Genomic DNA, 19,500 nt, shown 5'->3' with positions numbered 1-19,500 from the left:
ACCGTCGCGGGCGGTCTAACAGGTCAGGGTGGGCATCGCCCAGTCGGCGTGGTCGTTGCCGTTGCCGTCACCGCCGTCGGTCACCATCAGGTCCACCACCTGCGCCCCGGTGAGGTCGACGTCGATCGGCACCGCCGCCTGACCTCCCCTCACCACCGGCGTCGTGACCCGCGTGATGCCGTCGGCCGCGACGGCGAACGCGACGCTGCCCGCGTTGCCGACCTCACCGTCCACACCGGCCGAGGCCGTCAGGCGGGTGCATTTCCCGGCCAGGTAGACCTGCACATCACCGTTCGCGTGGACGCCGAGGCCCTTGGCATAGGACACCCCGCCGATGGTCATCGGCCTGCCGTCCCCCGCCGCCGTCTCGCCGTTGCTCATGTCGCGTTCGACCGGGCCCCAGCCGTTCGTGGCCGCGCGGAACGGCAGGCTGCTCACTGCCACCTGACCCGCGGGTGGCGCGGGGGGAACAGTGCCGATGACGCGCTCGTCGGAGACCGACCCGGCGTGGCCGCGCTGCCGGTAGGACACCGAGACCTTCAACGCGGAGACGTCCACTGTGGACGGAGCGGTCACCGGCCACGAGAACGTGGCCGCCCCGCCGCCGTCGATTCGAGCCACCGAAGGCGGCGATGCGGCACCGACGGTCCACCCGGACGGGGCCGACAACACCGGAGTCACGTCCGAGGCCGGGGCCGCGCCCGCAGGCACCCGGACGGTCGCCGACGCCGTGAACATCTGCCCACCGGTCACCGTGTCCGGCACGCTCAGCGACGCCGAAGCGGTGGGTGCCGGGGGCATCGCGTACTTGCCGGGGTCGTAGCCCGGCGAGTAGTTCTGCCGGACGGTCAGCGGCGAGGCGTAACTGCCGTAGTTCGTCAGCGCGACCTTGCCGAGTCCGCCCGTACTGCCGTCGAGATTCCACACCGCGACCGCGATGGTGTTGCGGCCGTTCGGGTTCAGAATCCCGTTGGGGATCGGGAAACTACGCTGTGGTCCCAGGTAGTTGACGTACTGGCCGATCTGCCATCCGTTGACCCACAGCAGTGCCCGGTACTGCCGCGCCGGATCGTCGGTGACCGTCAGACCGAGCGAGGTGTCCTGGCCTCGTGGCAGGTCGAGCGCCACCGACGTCCGGTACCACGACACACCCGGCGTGGTGTCCTTGGCGGGCAAGGAAACCGGACGCCACGACGCGTCGGGGAAGCCGGGCAGCGACCAGCCTGCCCGCTCGCCGTAAAGACCGCCCGTGTTCAGCGGCCCCCGGGTGGGGTCGAGGCCCTGCTCACCACCCCGGACGCCCTGGAGCCGCCAGGTGATCGACGTCAGCGGCGAACCGGTCAACCATGCCGACGTCAGCCCGCGCGCCGCCTTGCTGCCGTTGGACGCGTTGTAGTCCTCCTCATGCCCCATGTCGACGGTCAGCACGGAGATCTCGTTCTCCCCCGGCCGCACCGCCCCCGGGGGGAAGGCGAAGTTCTGCTGCTGAGTCTTCGAACTGCCGAGGAAGACACCGTTGAGCCACACCGAGAAAGCGCCCGCCGGGCCACCGCTCTGGCTCGACAACACGATCCCAGTCTGCTTGCCGTCGGACGAGAATCTCCCGCGGTACCAGGTGTTCCCGGTGTGGAAGCCGTAGTCGTCCGCGAACAGCACCGGCAACGTGGCCGGTGGCGTCGAGGAGTTGGTGGACATCTTGTCCGCCACCGGCCACGCCGAATCGTCGAAGTCCGGCCGGCTCTCCGGCGACTCCTGCTGCTGCTTCCAGTCCCTCAGCTCGGGTAACGTGACCGGGCGCGCGGGGGCCGCGTCGCCCGCCAGACTGCCGCTGGAGGTCACCTTCGTCGGCACCCGCGAACCGTTCCACGTCACCGCGCGCGCCGTGCCGAACACCTCGAACGCGCCGTCGGCGCCGGTGTCGCCGGTCAGCGCCAGCGTGCCGCGCTCGTCGGCAGCGGTCCGCACCAGCTGCGTGCCGCGGATCAGCACCGGGCCGGACGCCGTGTCGTCCTTCCAGAAGGTCGCCGCCGTCGCCTTGTCGCCGAGCAGCAGAAGCAGTGGGCGGTTGCCCGGCTCCGACACCAGTACCCGGGTCAGGCCCTGGTGTGTGTAGTTCAGCCGCAGATCGCCGCGGGCGGCATCCCACACGCTCGTCGCCGAGCCATCGATCACCCGCACCGAGGGCTGTTTCCCGAAGCGCAGTACTGTTTCGCCCGGCTGGCCCTGATCGCCATAGAGGACCGCGACGTCACGGCCGCCGATGGTCGCGTGCGTCATGATCTCCGACGTCGAATACTGCATCCGCGTCTGCCCCAGGTCGTATCCGGCGACCAGGATCTTCGACTCGCGGCCGTTGAGGGTGATGCCCGTGCCCTCTTCCTGCGGCACTACCGGGTAGTGGTCCACACCACCTCCCGGCGGTGAGTCCACGTCGAGCGCCATGGTCGTGGTGTTCACCGCGGTCGACGTCGAATCGTTGTGCCGCAACGTATGGAACTGCGTGCGTGTGTCCGGGTTGATCCGCGCGGTGTCGGTCAACGCCGGGTCGGACAGCGGCGCCGGCCCATGACCGTCGGTCTTCGTCAGCGGTGTGACGGACTGCGTGAAGTAGCCGATCAGCTTGTCCTCGGCGTACTTGGGATCGAACTGGCGGCCTTCGGTGATCGCCGCGCCGTAGTCGTAGGAGGTGTAGTTCTGCGGGATCGCGCTCCAGCCCCATGAGGTGCCGCCGTAGAGCATGTAGAAGCTCTGGCCCGTCGCGCCGACCGCGATGTTGTTCTTGGAGAACACGTTCGCGAACTGGTCGTTGATGAGCTGGGCACACTTGGCGTAGCCCGGTCCGCCCCACGGGTCGAAGGCGCCGCCCTGGAATTCCGCGGTGATCAGGGGTTTGCCCGGGACGTGATCGTAGCTGATGTCCGGCACGCCGTTCCATTTCGACGGGTTCGAACAGTCGAAACCCTGCGGGTAGGAGTCCGCGGCGTCGACGTCGAGCGCGGCCTCACCGGCGTTGAACGTGCCGTTGTTGTTGCCCACCAAGGGAACCGTGATCCCGTCGAGGTGAGCCTTGTCCTCCAGGTGCTTCATGTAGGCACGGCCGTCCGCCCCGCCGTTGTAGTACTCGTTCTCCACCTGGTAGGCGAGCACGGTGCCGGTGCCGTTGGTCATCTGATGACGCGCGAGGATCCGGTCGATCTGCGTCTGCCACTCGTCGGAGTACTTCAGATACACCGGATCCGCCGAACGCGTGTGCCCCGGGGTGGTGGACAGCCAGGTGGGAAAGCCGCCGCCGTCGACTTCCGCGTTGATATACGGACCCGGCCGAGCGATGACGTACAGACCGGCCCGCTGTGCCGTGTCGAGCAGACGGTCGAGGTCGCGGACCCCGCTGAAGTCGTAGACCCCCTGCTTCGGCGAGTGATAGCCCCAGTCGAAATACAACGAGGTCGCGTTGAATCCGGCGGCCTTCATCTTCTGGAAGATGTCGAGCCACAGGTCCGGACTCGGCAGCCGGTAGTAATGGAACTCCCCCGACCACAAATAGGTCCGCTGGCCGTCCACGAGGTAGGAATAGCCGTCGTAGGTCACGGTGTGCGACGGTTTCGGGGGCGGTGCCGCGGAGGCGGGGACGGCCAGTCCGGCGGCGAACACGAGCACGAACAGGGCGAAAAGGGCACGGCGCACGCAAAAACCCCCTGGATCAGCGCTGAGCCAGTGGCGGACTGGATGTCAGAAACAAACAGGAACGCTAAATAACCCGACAGAAGACGTCAAGAACAGACACCGGAGTGGCCCAGGCCGAAGGTCGCGGCCATGGCCGCTCGATTCGTCACCGGTCGCGCGTGTTCACCTGCTCCTGGGACGAGCCGGACGCCTTGGCGTAACCGGTGACGATCGCCTCCAGCGCCGCGGCGTCGATCACGTCCTCCAGGTTGGAAAACCCTTCCGGGGCACGGCGTTCGACCTCGTCGATCACGCGCTCGGGGCCGCCGGTCCGGTTGCGGACCACCACTTCGCTGGTGGCCGCCAGCCGGTCGTCCTGATAGGCCCGCAACCCTTCGGCCGGGTCGCGGTGCGAGGCCAGCCGGCGGCTGAGGCTGGTCGCGTCCAGGATCGCCTGCCCCGCGCCGTTGGATCCCATCGGGTACATCGGATGCGCCGCGTCCCCGAGCAGGGTCACCCGGCCCTGACTCCACCAGGGCAGCGGATCCCGGTCGCACATCGGAAACTCGAAGCACCGTTCGGTCGAGCGGATCATGCCGGCGTGATCGACGAACGGGATCCGGAACCGATCGACATGACGCGTGAGCACACCGGGATCCGCCGGTCTGGACCAGTCCTGCCGCTCCGGCGGCGGATCGCCGTCCTGCCCGGTCCGCACGCAGATCGCCCAGTTGGTGAGTTTCGTGCCCGGAGCGCGTCCCTCCGCGATCGGATAGATCACCAGCTTGGCCGCGGTGCCGCCGGCGATGATCACCGAAAGGCCGGTGCCGAACTCGGGCCACTCCGTGGCTCCGCGCCACATCATCACCCCGTTCCATCGCGGCGCACCCTCGCCGGGAAACAGGACGGACCGCACCACCGAATGAATTCCGTCCGCCCCCACCAGGACGTCACCGTCCACCGTCCCCGGCGCACCGCCGTGAGGGTCGGCGAAACGCGCCCGGACGCCGCCGGCGTCCTGCTCGAAGCCGACCAGCCGGTGCCCGGTCCGCACCGCGCGCTCCCCCAGTCGTTCCCGCACGGCACGCCACAGCACGCCCTGAAGCCGTCCCCGATGCAAACTGAACTGGGGAAAGGAGAATCCGGCTTCGATGCCGCACGGAACGCGCATGATCTCGTGCCCAAGGCGATGGGCATAGATCAGCTCACGGGTACGGACGCCCGCCTCGTCGAGCTTGTCCAGCAGGTCCAGCTCGGCCAGTTCCTTGATCGCGTGCGGGAGCGCGTTGAAGCCCACGCCCAGCTCGCCGATCCGCGCGCTCTGTTCGTAGAGCTCGCAGTCGATACCCTCCTGGTGCAGGCGCAACGCGGCGGTCAACCCGGCGATCCCCGCACCCACGACAACGACTTTCACCGCGATCCCCCCTTGTTCCCCGTTCAAGGATGCGTGAGCAGCACGGCGCTCGACACCCCCGATCAGGGGGAACCTCGATGAGCCGGAAAGACGCTTCAGGGAAGGCGCCGGAAATGTGCGACGGCGCCGCGGTCCCAGGCCAGTCCGGTGCCGGGACGATCCGGGGGACTCACCCGGCCTTCGGTGACCTTCAGCGGCTCTTGGAGGACCGGATCGGCCCAGTCCACGTATTCGAGCCAGTGGGCGGTCGGGGTGGCCGCGAGCAGATGGGCGCTGACTTCGGTGTACAGGTGCGACGACATCTCGGTGTCGGCGGCGTCGGCCAGCGCGGCGGCGCCGAGCCAGCCACTCACCCCGCCGATGCGCTCGAGATCCGGCATCACCAGGTCGCTCGCGTTGTGCCGCAGGGCGAGCGACATGGCGCGCGGTCCGGAGAAGTTCTCGCCGATCTGCACGGGGGTGCGGAGCAACGCCGACAGCTCGGCCGTCGTGGTGTAGTCGTCGTGCCGGACCGGCTCCTCGATCCAGGACAGACCTTCGTCGTCGAGCCGGCGACACCGTTCCCGGGCGGCACTGGGACTCAGTGCCTGGTTGTAGTCCGCCATCAGCGCCACATCATCGGGAAGCGCGGCGCGGACCGCCCGGACCGCGGCGAGATCATCCGTCGCGGACCGGCGGCCGAGCCGCATCTTCACGGCGCGGAAGCCTTCGTCCACCAGTTCCAACGCCTCGTCGGCGGCCGCGGACGGTTCCATCAGGCCCAGCCCATTGCTGTTGTAGGCGGGCACCGGCCGGATCGTGGCGCCGAGCAGCCTGGCGAGGGGCAGCCCGGCCGCGATCGCCAGCGCATCCCAGCACGCTACGTCCACCACGGCCAGTGCCGCCGAAACGAGGCCACGGAGGCCCAGAAGCTTGAACCGTGTCTCCAGGACTCGCCGGACGGCGGCGGGAGAGGCGGCCGTGCCCGCCAGTGCCGCGCCGGCCTCCCGGATCAACGTGATCGCGGCGTGTCCGGCGGACTCGAGATAGCAGAACAGGTAGGCGTGGCCGGTGATCCCGTCCTCGGTCCGCAGATCGACGAGGACGAGCGGCGCCTCGGTGATGACGGCGGCGCTGGTGCCCAGCGGCCGCCGCATCGGCACCACCACCAGCGTCGCGTCGATCGAGTGGATGGCCGGCGCGTCCCCAGGGTGGGGTCGGGCGCCGGACGGGTTCATCCGGCCCTTCCTTCGCTGTGTACCGAGAGGATGTCGTTGATTGCCCTGTTGCAGGGGGTCGGCACGCCGAGCCGGGCGCCGCGTTCGACCACGTCACCACTGAGCCACGCGACCTCGAGGCGATTGCCCCGTTCGAGATCGTTGTGCAGGGAGGAGGTCATCTCCGCGGAGACGGTGTCGACGAAGGCGAGCCGGTCGTCCGCGTAATCGGCGGGCAAGGGCACCCCCTGCGCGCGGGCCACCCGCACCACCTCGTCCATGACGTCGTGCAGGAACGCCCGCGAGCGCTCGTGGTCGCGGATCGGGCCGATCGGCGAGCGCGCCAGGCCGGTCGTGCCGGAGAGCCCGACCAGGAAGACGAACTTCTCCCAGATCACCTGCTCGATCCGGTCGCTGACCTCGACGTCGATGCCACCGTCGTGACAGGCGTCGCGAAACCGCCGCACCCGGGGGGTCAGCGTTCCGTCGTACTCGCCGAACACCAGCTTCTGCAGCGTGCCCGTATGGCGGATCAGCCCGGGCCCGGCGATGGTGGAGGCGATGTAGCTCGCCCCGCCGACAACCGCTTCCGGCCCGAGGATCTCGCGCAGGATGTCGTCCTTCACCACGCCGTTCTGGAACGAGACGACCCCGGTCCCGTTCTTGATCAGCGGCTTGACCGACTCGGCCGCCTGGACCGTGTCCCACAGCTTGACGCCGAACAGCACGAGGTCGACCGTGCCGATCTCGGCCGGTTCGGCGGTTACCTCGACCCGCGGCAGATGGAGGTCACCGAGCGGGCTCTCCACCCGGAGTCCACTCGTCCGCAACGCCTCCAGGTGCGCGCCCCGCGCGACGAAAGCCACCTCGTGGCCGGCGTGGGCCAGCCGGGCACCGAAGTAGCCGCCGATGCCTCCGGTGCCCATCACGGCGATCCGCATGTGACCTCCCTTCACCAGATCATGGTAGTCAGCCGTCGAGCCGGGACCGGCCCGTCGTCCTCCGCTCGCTCATACCCGTGGTTCGCCGAGGAGCCGCTTGAGTTCCGGAAGGATCGTGTCGAGGTCTTTCGCGGTCTGGAAGACGACGAGCGCGTTCCCGGCCGGCGCGGTTTCCGGGGTGCTGAACAGCCGCATGGTTTCGGCCATTGCCGTGTCGAACTCGGCTTCGGGGTCGTGGGCCTGGCCGCGCAGCCATCGGCGGAGCACATGGTTGTGCGAAGTGACGATGGCCGCGGCCATCAGTTCGGCCTTGAGCGCGGTGTCCTGGCCTCCGCCCATCCAGCCGTGAAGGAATTCACCGAAGAGTCTTTGGTACTGCTGAGTGCCGGCGATCTCGCGGTCGCGAAGCGCGGGGACGCTCCGGGTCAGCCGGTAGCGTGCCCGGGCGAGTTCGCCTTCGGCGAGGTAGTGGCGGAGCACGAGTCGCGCGCCCTCGGTGACGGCCATGACCGCGGTGTGCCGGGTCGAGCCGTCCAGGCGTGCGGCGATCGCCTTGAGCAGGACTTCGTGGTCGGGGAAGATGACGTCTTCCTTGGCGCGGAAGGTACGGAAGAACGTGGTGCGCCCGACCCCGGCACGGTCGGTGATGTCGTCCACAGTGGTCTGGTCGTAGCCGCGTTCCTCGAACAACGCGAACGCGGCCTCGGTCAGCCGCACTTTGACCGGTTTCGCTGACATCCCACCTCCGACGAACCACCGTCCAGCCTAGGCAGTGGCGCCGGTCATATCCGGGACCGCCACCCTTCTCCTACCGGCTGGTACTGAGTACCGTAATCGCGGTATCGAGTTCCAGCAAAGGCGGGTGGGTATGGAGCGTGTCGGGGTTGTCGGATGCGGCCAGATGGGCGCGGGAATCGCGGAGGTCTGCGCGAGGGCCGGACTGGACGTGGTCGTCGTCGAGTCCGGGGAAGCCAGGGTCGAGGCCGGACGCCGCCGCCTGGAGGCCTCATTGAAGCGGGCCGAGGACAAGGGGAAGATTCCCGACGCGGCCGAAGTCCTGCGGCGCCTGCGGGTCACCGAAAGCCTGGACGAACTGGCGGACCGGACGCTGGTGATCGAAGCGATCGTGGAGGACGAGAGCGTCAAGGCGGAGTTGTTCGGCCGGCTGGACAAGATCGTTTCGGCGCCGGACGCGATCCTGGCGTCGAACACGTCCTCGATCCCGATCATGAAACTCGGCACCGCGACCGGCAGGCCCGCCCAGGTGCTGGGCATTCACTTCTTCAACCCGGTGCCGGTCCTGTCCCTGGTGGAATTGGTGCCGAGCCTGCTCACCTCCGGGCAGACCCTGGACCGCGCGCGCGTGTTCGTGCACGACGTGCTGGGCAAGCACGCCATCCGCTGCCAGGATCGCGCCGGGTTCGTGGTCAACGCGTTGCTGATCCCGTTCATCCTGGCCGCGATCCGCATGCTCGAATCCGGTTTCGCCACCCGCGAGGACATCGACGAGGGCCTGGTGCGCGGGGCCGCGCATCCGCAGGGTCCGCTCGCGCTGGCCGATCTGATCGGGCTGGACACCACGAAGGCGGTCGCCGAATCGCTGTACGACGAGTTCAAGGAACCGCTGTACGCCCCACCGCCGCTATTGGCCCGGATGGTCGACGCCGGCCTGCTCGGCCGCAAGAGCGGCCGCGGCTTCTACACCTACGCCTAGCGAAAGAGATTCCTGCCATGCCCGCCCGTAGCGACTTCGCCCTGTTCACCACCACCGAAGACCACGACGCCATCCGCGAGGCCGTGCGCGCGGTGGCCGAGGAACGCATCGCGCCCTATGCCGCCGAGGTCGACGAACGCGAAGAGTTCCCCAAGGCCGCCTACGACGCGTTGGTGGCCTCGGACTTCCACGCCCCGCACGTGCCCGAGGCCTACGACGGCGCCGGTGCCGACGCGCTGGCCACCTGCATCGTGATCGAAGAGATCGCTCGGGTGTGTGCCTCCTCGTCGCTGATCCCGGCGGTCAACAAACTCGGCAGCCTGCCGCTCGTCCTCGCCGCGGACGAGGCGGTCAAAGCGAAGTACCTCCCGCCGCTGGCCCGGGGAGAAGCCGCGTTCTCCTATGCGCTTTCCGAACGCGACGCCGGGTCCGACACCGCGTCGATGCGCTGCCGTGCCACGCGGGACGGCGACGACTGGGTCCTCAATGGCCAGAAATCGTGGATCAGCAACGCGGGTTTCTCCGAGTACTACACCGTTCTCGCGGTCACCGATCCGGACGGACGGCGCGGAGCCAACGTCAGCGCGTTCGTCGTGGAGAAATCCGACCCCGGTTTCACCTTCGGCGCCAAGGAACGCAAGCTCGGCGTCAAGGGATCGCCCACCCGCGAACTGCTCTTCGACAACGCGCGCATTCCCGGTGACCGCCTGGTCGGCGAACCCGGTCAAGGACTCAAGATCGCCCTGCGCACCCTGGACCACACCCGGATCACCATCGCCGCGCAGGCCGTCGGCATCGCCCAGGGCGCGCTGGACCACGCCCTGGCGTATGTGCGCGAGCGCAAGCAGTTCGGCAAGCACATCGCCGACTTCCAAGGCATCCAGTTCATGCTCGCCGACATGGCCATGGCCGTGGAAACCGCCCGCCAGATGGTCTACGTCGCGGCCGCGAAGTCCGAACGTGAAGACGCGGATCTGTCCTTCTTCGGCGCCGCGGCGAAATGCCACGCCTCCGACGTCGCGATGCGGGTCACCACCGACGCCGTGCAACTCCTGGGTGGATACGGCTACACCCGCGATTTCCCGCTCGAACGCATGATGCGTGACGCCAAAATCACCCAGATCTATGAAGGCACCAACCAGATTCAACGCATTGTCATGGCCCGTTCCCTGCTCAAGGAATGAACCGGCCCGCGATCATTTCCACCGGGAAAAATGATCGATCCGGGTGGGTGCCGGCCGCGGCGCCCGGCTCGCTGGTCGACGTCCTCGCCGACCGTGGCGACTTGCCGTCACGGTCGGCATCTCCGTGGCACATAGCGGACATAGTGGACGATGGGACCGCTCGTGCCGGGCAAGGGGGAACCTGATCTTCCCTACCGTAGTAGGTGGTGCTCTCCGGCGCGGACGACGATAATTCTTCGGTCCGAAAACGGGGATCAATTCTCTCCGAATACCTCCGACTAAAGTCGGTTCCGGAGTTTCGCCGGTCGTTGTACGTTACGGTTCCCTGCATTTTCGCAAAGAACCGGAGAGACATAAAATGTCATTGAATCGAAGGTCTCGCCATGTCTTGTTCGGCGCGGCGGCCTCCGCGGCCGCCATCGGTTTGATGTCGATGGTACCGGCGACGGCGGGCGCGGCGCAGCCGGCGGCCTCCCACAAGGTCGTCATGCACAAGCAAGGCTCCACGGCTTCCTCGCAGGCCAGCGGCAACCTTCAGTGGGGCGGCGGTCCGGTCGAACACAACGCCAAGGTCTACCTGGTGTTCTGGGGCTCCCAGTGGAACAGCGACGCCAACGGGGTCCAGTCCTACCTGACCAACTACTTCAACGGCCTGGGCAACGGTTCCGAGCGGTGGAGCAACGTGATGAACCAGTACACCGACAGCCGTGGCAACGCCTCGAGCGGGAACCCGGTGCTCGGTGGGGTGTGGGTGGACAACGGATCCGCCGCGCCGCGCAGCGCGAGCCAGGCGAACATCTCCTCCGAGGCCAACCGGGGCGCCAGCCACTTCGGTGTCTCCGGAGCCAATGCCGACATCTTCGTGGTCAGCCCGTCGGGCACCAGCCCCGACAACTTCCCGAACGCCGGGTTCTGCGCGTGGCATGACTGGAACGGCAACGTCGCCTACACGAACATGCCGTATGTCCTCGATGCCGGTTCCTCGTGCGGCGCCAACTCGGTGCGGAACAAGCTGGATGGGTTCAGCATCGTCGGGGGCCACGAATACGCGGAGGCGGAAACCGACCCCCAGGCAGGCAACGGCTGGCTCGACTCCAATGGCGAGGAAAACGGTGACCTGTGCGCCTGGCAGGGACTGAGCTCGCTGTCCGAATCGACCGGCAGCTTCGCGGTCCAGCCGACCTGGAGCAACGCCGTGGGCGGGTGCGCCTCGTCGGCCTGAACCGAAGCAGCACCACGGTCGCGATGACCGGATCCTGTGGCCACGGTGCTACCGCGTCGTGGCCACCGGCCGTCCTCCGCGGCGAACGATTCGCCGCTGATGCCCCGCCGGGCCGATGGGGTCCAAAGTGGACATGCATTAGGCTTGCGCGCGTGGCACTCCGGCTGGTTCAGGTGAATTGCAAAGCCCGGGACGAGAAAGCACTCGGCCGGTTCTGGGCCGAGGCGCTCGGCTGGGATGTCACCGGCGAGCGGCCCGGTGCGACCCCGGTTCAACCACCGGGCTTCGTCTGGCCCGACCCCGCCACCGTCTCCCTCGACGTCATCGCCGTCCCGGACCCCGAAACGGTGAACGACCGCGTGCACCTCGATCTCGCCACCACCTCCGCGGACCATCAGGCGGCGTTGGTCGCGCGCCTGAAGGAACTGGGTGCGACGGCCGCCGATGTGGGCCAGGGTGACGTGCCGTGGACGGTTCTGGCCGACCCGGAGGGCAACGTCTTCTGCGTACTGGAGCCCCGGCCGATCTACCAGGACACCGGACCCATCGCCGCGGTGGTGGTCAACTGCGCGGCCCCGCGCGCCATGGCCCGGTTCTGGCACGAGGCGATGAACTGGACCTTGCACGAGGTGAGCGACGATCACGCGAGACTTCGTTCGGCCACGGGTGCCGGTCCGTATCTGGAGTTTCTCCGCACGGCCGACGTGAACCTGGGGAACCGCCTCCATCTCGACCTCGCGCCGTACCCACAGGACGACCAAGCCGCCGAGGTGGCCCGGCTGCGTGCTCTGGGCGCCACCGACCTCGACATCGGCCAAGGCGACGCGTCATGGAAGTGCCTCGCGGACCCCGAGGGAAACGCGTTCTGCGTCCTGGCTCCAAGCTGACGCGGTGCCTTGTTCGGCGGGTGTACGTCACTGCCCTGCCGTTCCACTCTCCCAACCAGCTACGAGCTGGTGAAGCCTTCAAGCGAGCCGTCAACGGCTCGGTAACAGTGACGCGGAGGAGCGGGACCGCAGCACGGTGTGGCAACCCCACTTGGTAAAAAGGAATCGTGAGCCTCCACGACCTTCAGCAACGACTCGCCGACTTCGCCCACCGTCGCGACTGGGAACAGTTTCACACGCCTAAGAACCTGGTCATGGCGCTCGCTGGGGAAGCAGGTGAACTTGTTGAACTCTTCCAGTGGCTCACTGCCGCTCAGTCATCCGAGTTGATGTCCGATCCATATCGGGCAGAACAGGTCCGGGATGAGATGGCTGACGTCTTCTCGTACCTTCTACGTTTGGCCGATGTACTCGACGTGGACCTCGAAGCCGCGTTGCGAGCAAAGATCGCTCGCAACGAACAACGCTATCCGGAAGAACTCGCTCGTGGACGCGCCGAAAAGCACAACCAGTTGCTGGAACGCAAACACCAGAGCGAGTGACCGTTAAAACGCTCCAGGCTGGGTCAACTGCTTTTGCTGGTGGCAAAAGATTGTTGAAGAGTTCGGCGGGTTTGAGCCAGTTGAGGGTGTAGCGGGGGTCGATCGTTGCGTTCGTCGGCAATGACGTCGAGCCGTGCTTGGGTGATTTGGGGGTGAGGTCGGTGCTTTTGCGGAAGTACTGGCGTAGTAGACTTTATATGTTTTCACTGGTGCTGCGTTGCCAGCGTAAATAGGGGTCACAGAAGACCGGCTTCTCACCCTTACGTGGACACCATCACCCTCTGTGCCCATCTCGCCGAGTCCGCGCAGCGTGGGGGTGACCGGAAACACCGGCCTTGGAAGAATCCCAGGCAGGCCGACAGGACATGGTCGTGGAGTCGGCGTGTGCCTCGGCCAGACCCCCCGCACAGTCGCGCGTAGGTGACCAGACTGGCGCCGTTACCTGGTCTTCCTGCGGTGAGTGTTCCTCGGTTGTCGGATCTGGATGGCTCGTTGGTGCGCGTGTCTCGGATGGATGCTTCGTGCGGAGTCGTGAACCGGCATTGGCTTCACGCGCCGAGGCAGGGTTCTTGAAAGCGACAGTGGTGGGCGGCCGGGTGTTTCGAGGTTCGTCGAGTATCTGCTGCAGGTGGTCGACCTCGGTCTCGCATACCCACCTCCCAATGCGCTCCAAGTTGTTCAGCGACATGCGCGTGACCCGCGCCGGTCGCTGGCCAGTCTGCACACGGAACTAAAAACCATGCGAACCGCGCGTTCCCCCAGCTCAGACGAGTACTTCCTCGGGGTGCCACAACTCCACTCTTCCAGGTATTGGAGTTCCAACCGGCCGGGAGCCGTTCACGTTACGCACACATAGTCATATGTCGACCACCGTGAGTAACTACATCGGTCCGACCCAAGCCGCCCATACGAAACCCGGCCGGGTCACCGCTGCCGCCGCTAGGAGCTCCGATCTCGCAAAAGCCCACCTCGTCACCCGATCGTGTTGCCCTTGTCTAGACTTTCGGGTGATCCGGTTCAAAATCCAGGGAGGTGATGGACCTGCGAACACCTCTTGAGCATGAGGGGCGTGGTAGGCCGGCGCAGATTGAGGGCTCGAACCTCCTTGCATCCGACACGTTCCGCTCAAGTACTCCCGTCCGACCCAGCCGCGCCTGATCGATGAGCATCGCTAAACCTTCGAGAAATTCCGATGGAATGGTTCAGAGTAGAGCAGCAACGAAGAAGTGGAAGCCGCTGGAAGCGTATTGGCCTGCCCGGGAGTTCCTCAGAGACAGTAGCAGGCTGGTCGAGGAAATCCAGAACTGTTATAGGGAAGCGCATCCCCGCGGAAAGCCGCCGGACGACGGGGACGTGAAATCCTGGCAAGAAAGCGTATACTGGCTGGCATCACTGTTGGACCGTCTCGGTCTCGACCAGGTCTGGATGTTCGTGGAGTACCGGGTAACTCCGGAAATGAATCCCATCGACGTCGTCCTGGCCGGTTGCCATCCGGATGGCGGCCTGAGCTACGCGGCAATAGAACTGAAGCAATGGAGCCGGATCGCGCGCCCGCAACCGGCCGTGACCGACGGTCTGTGCGAACGTTGCCGCGAAGCGGGACCAGGGGTTCTGTGCGACCAATGTGGCCTCAAGAAAATCTACGTCGACGCATACAGGAAACACAAGAACCATCCGGCTGTGCAAGTATACGAAAACATGCGGGCACTCAAGGTGCACCACAGCATGTTCGACGACCGTTACGTGAACCTGGTCGGTGCGTCATATCTGCACAATCTCAAAGGCTCGGACTTTCAGTGGATCAGGAACGTTTCACCCCACCATGGGATACCGACGTTCACGGCTCGCTTCCCGCACGAGCTCGAGAGCTTTTTGAAGAAAAATTTCAGCACAGAGTCGGGTGCCGGCGCGACCGAAACCTTGCTCGAGCGGCGTCGTGACAGCTCCCTGATCGAGTTGGACGTAGGAGCGATCGTGGCCGGGTATACGCAGTTCAGTCTGGTGGAGAACCAGCTGACTGCCGTTACGCGCGTGACAGATGCTCTAGCCGACTCGTCTCGGGCCGGCGCGAAGAAGGTTTTCGTCATCAGTGGCCGGGCCGGGAGCGGCAAGTCGCTGGTCGGTCTGACGCTGCTCGGACAGGCGCTCAAGGCCGGACACGAAGCCTGCTACGTATCTGGGGGGATCGCATCACGCGAGACCTTCAAACGCGCCTCCAAGGGTCGGCGCACTGCTTTCGCCACCCTGAACAGCATCGCTGACAACCGAGCGGTGGATGAGCTCGACCTGATTCTGTGCGATGAGGCCCACCGGCTGACGGCGCGCCCGATGAAGGGTTCCTACTCCATGCGGCCCGGCGAGTCCTCAGTCGCAGTGGTCGTCACCCGGGCGAAGGTGCCTGTGTTCTTCGTCGACGGCGACCAGCGCTTGTTCTCCGACGAGATCTGGTCACCGGAAGCGCTCGTTGACGAGATCAAGAGGCTCGGTGCGGAGGTCGTGCCGATCAGCCTGGACCGAGTGCTCCGCGCCGTCGGCAGTTCGACGTACGACACGTGGGTTCAACACCTGCTCTCCGGTGAGCCACTGCCCTGGAAGCCGGATAACGGAGACAAGCCAGAGCCGTTTCAGCTCTACTACACCGACAGTGCCGCCACTATGGAGAACTTCCTTCGTGACAAGGAGAACAACGGCCAGAGCGCTCGGATGAGCGCTGGGATCTGCTGGAAGTGGGAAGACCGCAGCGGTACCGATCCGGAAGTCACCCCGGAACCGGGATGGGCGCGCCCGTGGAACGCCGGCGACCAGCACGACACACCCGGAGTCCCGAAGCGACGGTACTGGGCAACCGACCCTGGCGGCTTCGGACAGATAGGCTGCGTCCACACCGCGCAGGGCCTCGAGTACGAATGGGGTGGCGTGATTATGGGACCGGATCTCACCTGGGATGGCAGTGGTTGGAAAGTCCACCGCGAACACGTGCTGAGCAAAGCCAACAGGATTCGTGAGGACGACGACCTTGAACGCGCAATCCAGAACGCGTATGGGGTTCTCATGACCCGTTCGATCCGCGGCACCGTGCTCTACTCGGTCGACCCAGCCACGAGAAAGCTCTTCGCCGACCTGGGCGTTCACAAGTTGTGAGGGCCCTGAGCCTGCCGAAGGCATGCTCGCATCGTCGAGAATGGTTTCGGCAGGCGGCGACCTCGGTCGTTGGCGATGACGTTTGATCCAGACGGTGCGCGTGCCGAAAACGCATCCGTGCTGCTGAGGCTGTGTGTTGGTACACATGGATCACTCCGGCGAGGTTCACCCTGGCTTGCACGTACAGCATCTGATAGATCGTTTCGTGCGACACCTTCAGTTCCTCACGCCCGGGATGCTCCAGGCGCAACCGGCCCGAGATCTGCCTCGGCGACCACTTCTCCAGGCCTGCCATCACCTCGGTCCACAACTGCGGGCTCGCCCGCATTTTGCGGTCCTTCGGCCGTCTGCTCATCTCCACAGCCCGGTACTGCGCACTCAATGCCCCATACACCTCCCTGGCCACCGTTACGCGACATCTCACGCGACACCACGGACGGATCCGGCCCGATCACCCGCACAATCTCCGCATTGGACACGTTCCGCTTGAAACCCAACGAAATCTGGGTCCGCGCCGTCATACTCGGTGCAGCACCGCGCCCCATCGACTGACCTCCCAACAAGATCCACTCACCGGTGATGATCATGCACTGTCCCTGAAATGGCCCCTGGGCAAAGGTGGATACGGGACCACAACGCCCGGCAATGCTGGTTCAGGATTCCGACGGATGAAACCAGTTCCCCTATCGCGAGTGCCTTTTCAAAAAGGCGTTAGTCTCAGGATCCGTCGAGTAGAGACATACGCCTTGCATACCGCGAGTCATAAGGACCTTGTACGTGTTTCGGATCAGTTTTCCAAATGTTTCAAGGTCAGTCTTTTTGACTGGCTCGTCTCGCGACCTCTCTGGATCCGCCCGCCATCGACCGTCCCTGATCACGAGGTCGGGACCGAAGATGACGCCTGCCCAATCATATTCGAACCCTTGCGCCGTGTAGATGCATCCGACCTGACCGAAACCCGCAGGGTCCGATGCCCAGTATGACGCCGATGGAACTCCCTCCACTTCGTAACCCTGCTTGACGTTCCACGGACGACGCCAGCCGCCAATTACGACGTCCTCGACGAGGACATACTTGCCGCCTTCTCGAACCGGCGGACGCCAGTTCCAGCAGAACCCCGCGGCGATCCTGGCCGTGCCACCAAAACTCTTTTCCTGTCTTTTCAGCCAAGCCTCGAGTGCGTCCGGTGTATCGACCGAGTCCACCACGTACTCGTCGTCGGCTCCGTCGGCGATATCAGTCCAACGAATCGGGCCACCGTCAATGAATCCGAGTAAGCGCAGAACCCACTCGTCGTAGTACGGTGAGCCGCCGCAGCGAAACTGGCCGTCGAGTTGCACTTCCTCGACACGACAACCCTTTTCGAGGGCAACTTCGGCGATCCTGTGGACAGTCTGAGCCTCACCCGGCCGCACGGCCTGGTTCTCGTCGAGAAGGAAGACCGGAACTTTGGCCACGTCGATCAGCTTGGCGACCTGCGGAGGATACCGGGCCCGCCATTTAGCCGGAACATGGTCGTTGTCGCGAACCCGATGTGCTTCGTCACAGACGAGGACATCCAGCGAATCAGTGGCGATGTCGTCAAAATTGTTGAAGTACTTGAAGACATCCTCGGCACGGTCACTGCTATTGGCGACGTAGCGACGCAGCGTCTCAGTGAACGCCTTCGATCCGGTCGCGTGCAGTGCCGTCTTCCGCTGTCCTGTCAACGCGGCGAGCAGGGAGATCGCGATCGCACTCTTCCCGGAACCGGGTCCACCGCGGACGAGGATGACGGTCTTCTGCCACTGACCAGTCGGTTCGCGTCGATCCGCGGCCGCGACAGCACGTAGCACAAGGTCATAGGCCACCTTCTGTTCGTCAAGCAGTACGAAGCTCTCTCGGCCGGCGAGTGCTTCGGCTGCCGTCTTGAGCAGGGTTCGTGCCGGAACGCGGGAGGCCTCGATTAACGCCCTGGCCGCTTTCTTGGCTTCGTCAGCCGACTCCGGACGGGTGTCCAACAGTACGGTCAGATCCGTTGCGAAATCGCCAAGCTGGTCGGCGGTGTAAAGACGACCGAAGTCATCGTAGTCGAAGTCATCAAGGTTCCACTCTGGCGTGCGGTACAGGTTGTGCATGTACGCTGCACCTTTGACCAGACCTGGCCGACGGGCAAGCGAAGGCGTGAAGTCAAGCAGGTACCGACAATACCGGCGCACCTGCTCGGCCGGATGCAGATCAAACCGGACGCGGCCGGCGACAGCACTCACCAGGCCCGGCGCGACCATCTTTGCCCTGGACCACTGTTTGAGTTCAACAAGAACGTAAGAGGGCAGACCGGTTTCAGGATGCGCTCCGCAGAGCAAGGCATCGACACGCCTTGGGCTGTAGGGAAGACGATACTCAAGCAAAACGTGCACATGACGCAGATCCAGGTCGATTAACAACCTGAGCAAAGCGGGGATACTCTTCCGCCATGCGCCGAGTTCGCCACGACTGGAGGAAGAATAGGCGATGCCAGCGTGCGCGGCGAGGTTTCGCACAAGTATTTCGGGATCGCTCTTCGCCAGTTCCTCCACCGTGCCCCACGTCGACAGCAAGGTAATTCCCCTATCACTCCGTCGAGTTAACGCGAACGAGTATAGCTACTACCCTCCGCGTACAGGCAGGGTATCGCTGCTCTATCCGACGGCTTCGGTTCCGGCGGCGCGCCGAACAGAGGCGATAGTTTAAACGTAACCAGGTGACGAGTTATATAGGCGCCGAAATAGCGCATCCTGGCTTCCATAGCAGAATCTTCTGGGTGATGCTCTTCGGAGGTTGCCGAAGAACCTACATCGCACTTGGCGGGCACCGAGTTGCGGTGGGTGCAGGCCAGCGAGTGCCAGGGCCAGCTCGCACTCCGTTCCCGTGTAGCCCTTGTCCTTCTGTCGCCACAGACAACGGTTTCGGGTGAAGTCGGCGCGAGGCGCCACACATCCGCCATGAGAGAGTACATGGGTGAGTACCGCTGATCAGGCCGGCCGCGCGCGCTTGCTGCGGCGGGGATTCCTGCTCGAGTACCTCACTCTCGGCTGGAACGTCGTCGGCATCGTCGTCTTGGCCATCGCCGCGATCGCGGCCCGCTCGGTCGCGCTGGCCGGGTTCGGGCTGGACTCCTTGATCGAGATCGGCGCGTCCATCGTGGTGGTCTGGGAACTGTCCGACACCGGCCACGCCCGGCGACACCGCGCGCTGCGGCTGATCGGTATCGCCTTCGCGCTGCTCGCGATCTACCTCGCCGTTCAGTCCACGCTCGTGCTGATCACCGGCTACCGGCCCGGCCACAGCCCCGGCGGCATCGCCTGGACCGCCCTCACCGCCATCGTCATGTTCCTTCTCGCGGCGGGAAAAACCCGAACCGGCGCGGCACTGGACAACCCCGTGCTGCGCACCGAAGGACACGTCACCCTCGTCGACGGCCTGCTCGCCGCCGCTGTCCTGACCGGCCTGACGCTCAACGCCACTCTGGGCTGGTGGTGGGCCGACCCACTCGCCGGCTACCTGCTGCTCTACTACGCCACCCGCGAAGCCCGGACCATCTTCGAAGACGATCACGAGTAGCCAGCCCGAAAAGG

Annotated in this window: 13 protein-coding genes; 7 read left to right on the top strand and 6 right to left on the bottom strand. The window is 65.4% G+C overall.

Annotation, left to right across the window (positions count from 1 at the left end; all coding sequences use genetic code 11):
• Positions 1 to 15: 15 nt before the first annotated feature.
• From ACFSXZ_RS01920 to ACFSXZ_RS01900, 5 genes are all read right to left on the bottom strand, one after another.
• The gene (locus tag ACFSXZ_RS01920) at positions 16 to 3,684 is read right to left on the bottom strand and encodes a beta-galactosidase (RefSeq protein WP_378260555.1); all 3,669 of its coding nucleotides are present in this window, start codon (positions 3,682 to 3,684) and stop codon (positions 16 to 18) included.
• A gap of 145 nt (positions 3,685 to 3,829) precedes the next feature.
• Positions 3,830 to 5,077: a flavin-dependent oxidoreductase gene (locus tag ACFSXZ_RS01915; protein WP_378260553.1), complete on the bottom strand. Its 1,248-nt coding sequence runs from the start codon at positions 5,075 to 5,077 to the stop codon at positions 3,830 to 3,832.
• 95 nt (positions 5,078 to 5,172) lie between these two features.
• Complete coding sequence (locus ACFSXZ_RS01910; protein ID WP_378260551.1) at positions 5,173 to 6,294, bottom strand: enolase C-terminal domain-like protein; 1,122 nt, start codon at positions 6,292 to 6,294, stop codon at positions 5,173 to 5,175.
• A complete protein-coding gene (locus ACFSXZ_RS01905) occupies positions 6,291 to 7,214 on the bottom strand; it encodes a ketopantoate reductase family protein (protein WP_378260549.1) in 924 nt (307 codons plus the stop codon). Before ACFSXZ_RS01905 ends, ACFSXZ_RS01910 begins: the two co-directional genes overlap by 4 nt.
• A 69-nt stretch (positions 7,215 to 7,283) precedes the next feature.
• The gene (locus ACFSXZ_RS01900; RefSeq protein WP_378260547.1) at positions 7,284 to 7,952 is read right to left on the bottom strand and encodes a TetR/AcrR family transcriptional regulator; all 669 of its coding nucleotides are present in this window, start codon (positions 7,950 to 7,952) and stop codon (positions 7,284 to 7,286) included.
• A gap of 130 nt (positions 7,953 to 8,082) precedes the next feature.
• Between ACFSXZ_RS01900 and ACFSXZ_RS01895 the strand changes: the two genes are divergently transcribed.
• The 6 genes from ACFSXZ_RS01895 to ACFSXZ_RS01870 all read left to right on the top strand — a co-directional run bounded on the left by ACFSXZ_RS01895 (position 8,083) and on the right by ACFSXZ_RS01870 (position 15,904).
• Complete coding sequence (locus tag ACFSXZ_RS01895; RefSeq protein ID WP_378260546.1) at positions 8,083 to 8,928, top strand: 3-hydroxybutyryl-CoA dehydrogenase; 846 nt, start codon at positions 8,083 to 8,085, stop codon at positions 8,926 to 8,928.
• 17 nt (positions 8,929 to 8,945) lie between these two features.
• Positions 8,946 to 10,112, top strand: coding sequence for an acyl-CoA dehydrogenase family protein (locus tag ACFSXZ_RS01890; protein ID WP_378260544.1), 1,167 nt, complete (start codon positions 8,946 to 8,948; stop codon positions 10,110 to 10,112).
• Between the two features lie 427 nt (positions 10,113 to 10,539).
• Complete coding sequence (locus tag ACFSXZ_RS01885) at positions 10,540 to 11,334, top strand: hypothetical protein (protein WP_378260542.1); 795 nt, start codon at positions 10,540 to 10,542, stop codon at positions 11,332 to 11,334.
• A gap of 152 nt (positions 11,335 to 11,486) precedes the next feature.
• Positions 11,487 to 12,221 carry a VOC family protein gene (locus ACFSXZ_RS01880; protein WP_378260540.1) on the top strand — a complete coding sequence of 245 codons (735 nt, stop codon included), beginning with the start codon at positions 11,487 to 11,489 and terminating at the stop codon, positions 12,219 to 12,221.
• 167 nt (positions 12,222 to 12,388) lie between these two features.
• Positions 12,389 to 12,763 (top strand): nucleotide pyrophosphohydrolase, encoded by a 375-nt coding sequence (locus ACFSXZ_RS01875; protein ID WP_378260538.1) that lies wholly within the window; start codon positions 12,389 to 12,391, stop codon positions 12,761 to 12,763.
• 1,353 nt (positions 12,764 to 14,116) lie between these two features.
• Positions 14,117 to 15,904, top strand: a complete 1,788-nt coding sequence (locus ACFSXZ_RS01870) for a DNA/RNA helicase domain-containing protein (protein ID WP_378260536.1) — start codon at positions 14,117 to 14,119, stop codon at positions 15,902 to 15,904.
• Between the two features lie 683 nt (positions 15,905 to 16,587).
• Here the strand turns inward: ACFSXZ_RS01870 and ACFSXZ_RS01865 are convergent.
• The gene (locus tag ACFSXZ_RS01865; RefSeq protein ID WP_378260534.1) at positions 16,588 to 18,483 is read right to left on the bottom strand and encodes a DNA/RNA helicase domain-containing protein; all 1,896 of its coding nucleotides are present in this window, start codon (positions 18,481 to 18,483) and stop codon (positions 16,588 to 16,590) included.
• A gap of 400 nt (positions 18,484 to 18,883) precedes the next feature.
• Between ACFSXZ_RS01865 and ACFSXZ_RS01860 the strand changes: the two genes are divergently transcribed.
• The gene (locus ACFSXZ_RS01860; RefSeq protein ID WP_378260532.1) at positions 18,884 to 19,486 is read left to right on the top strand and encodes a cobalt transporter; all 603 of its coding nucleotides are present in this window, start codon (positions 18,884 to 18,886) and stop codon (positions 19,484 to 19,486) included.
• Positions 19,487 to 19,500 lie beyond the last annotated feature (14 nt).

It is taken from the genome of Amycolatopsis pigmentata (assembly GCF_042684065.1).
In the GTDB taxonomy this organism is placed as follows: domain Bacteria; phylum Actinomycetota; class Actinomycetes; order Mycobacteriales; family Pseudonocardiaceae; genus Amycolatopsis_E; species Amycolatopsis_E pigmentata.
This window is presented reverse-complemented; position numbering and strand designations above follow the sequence as displayed.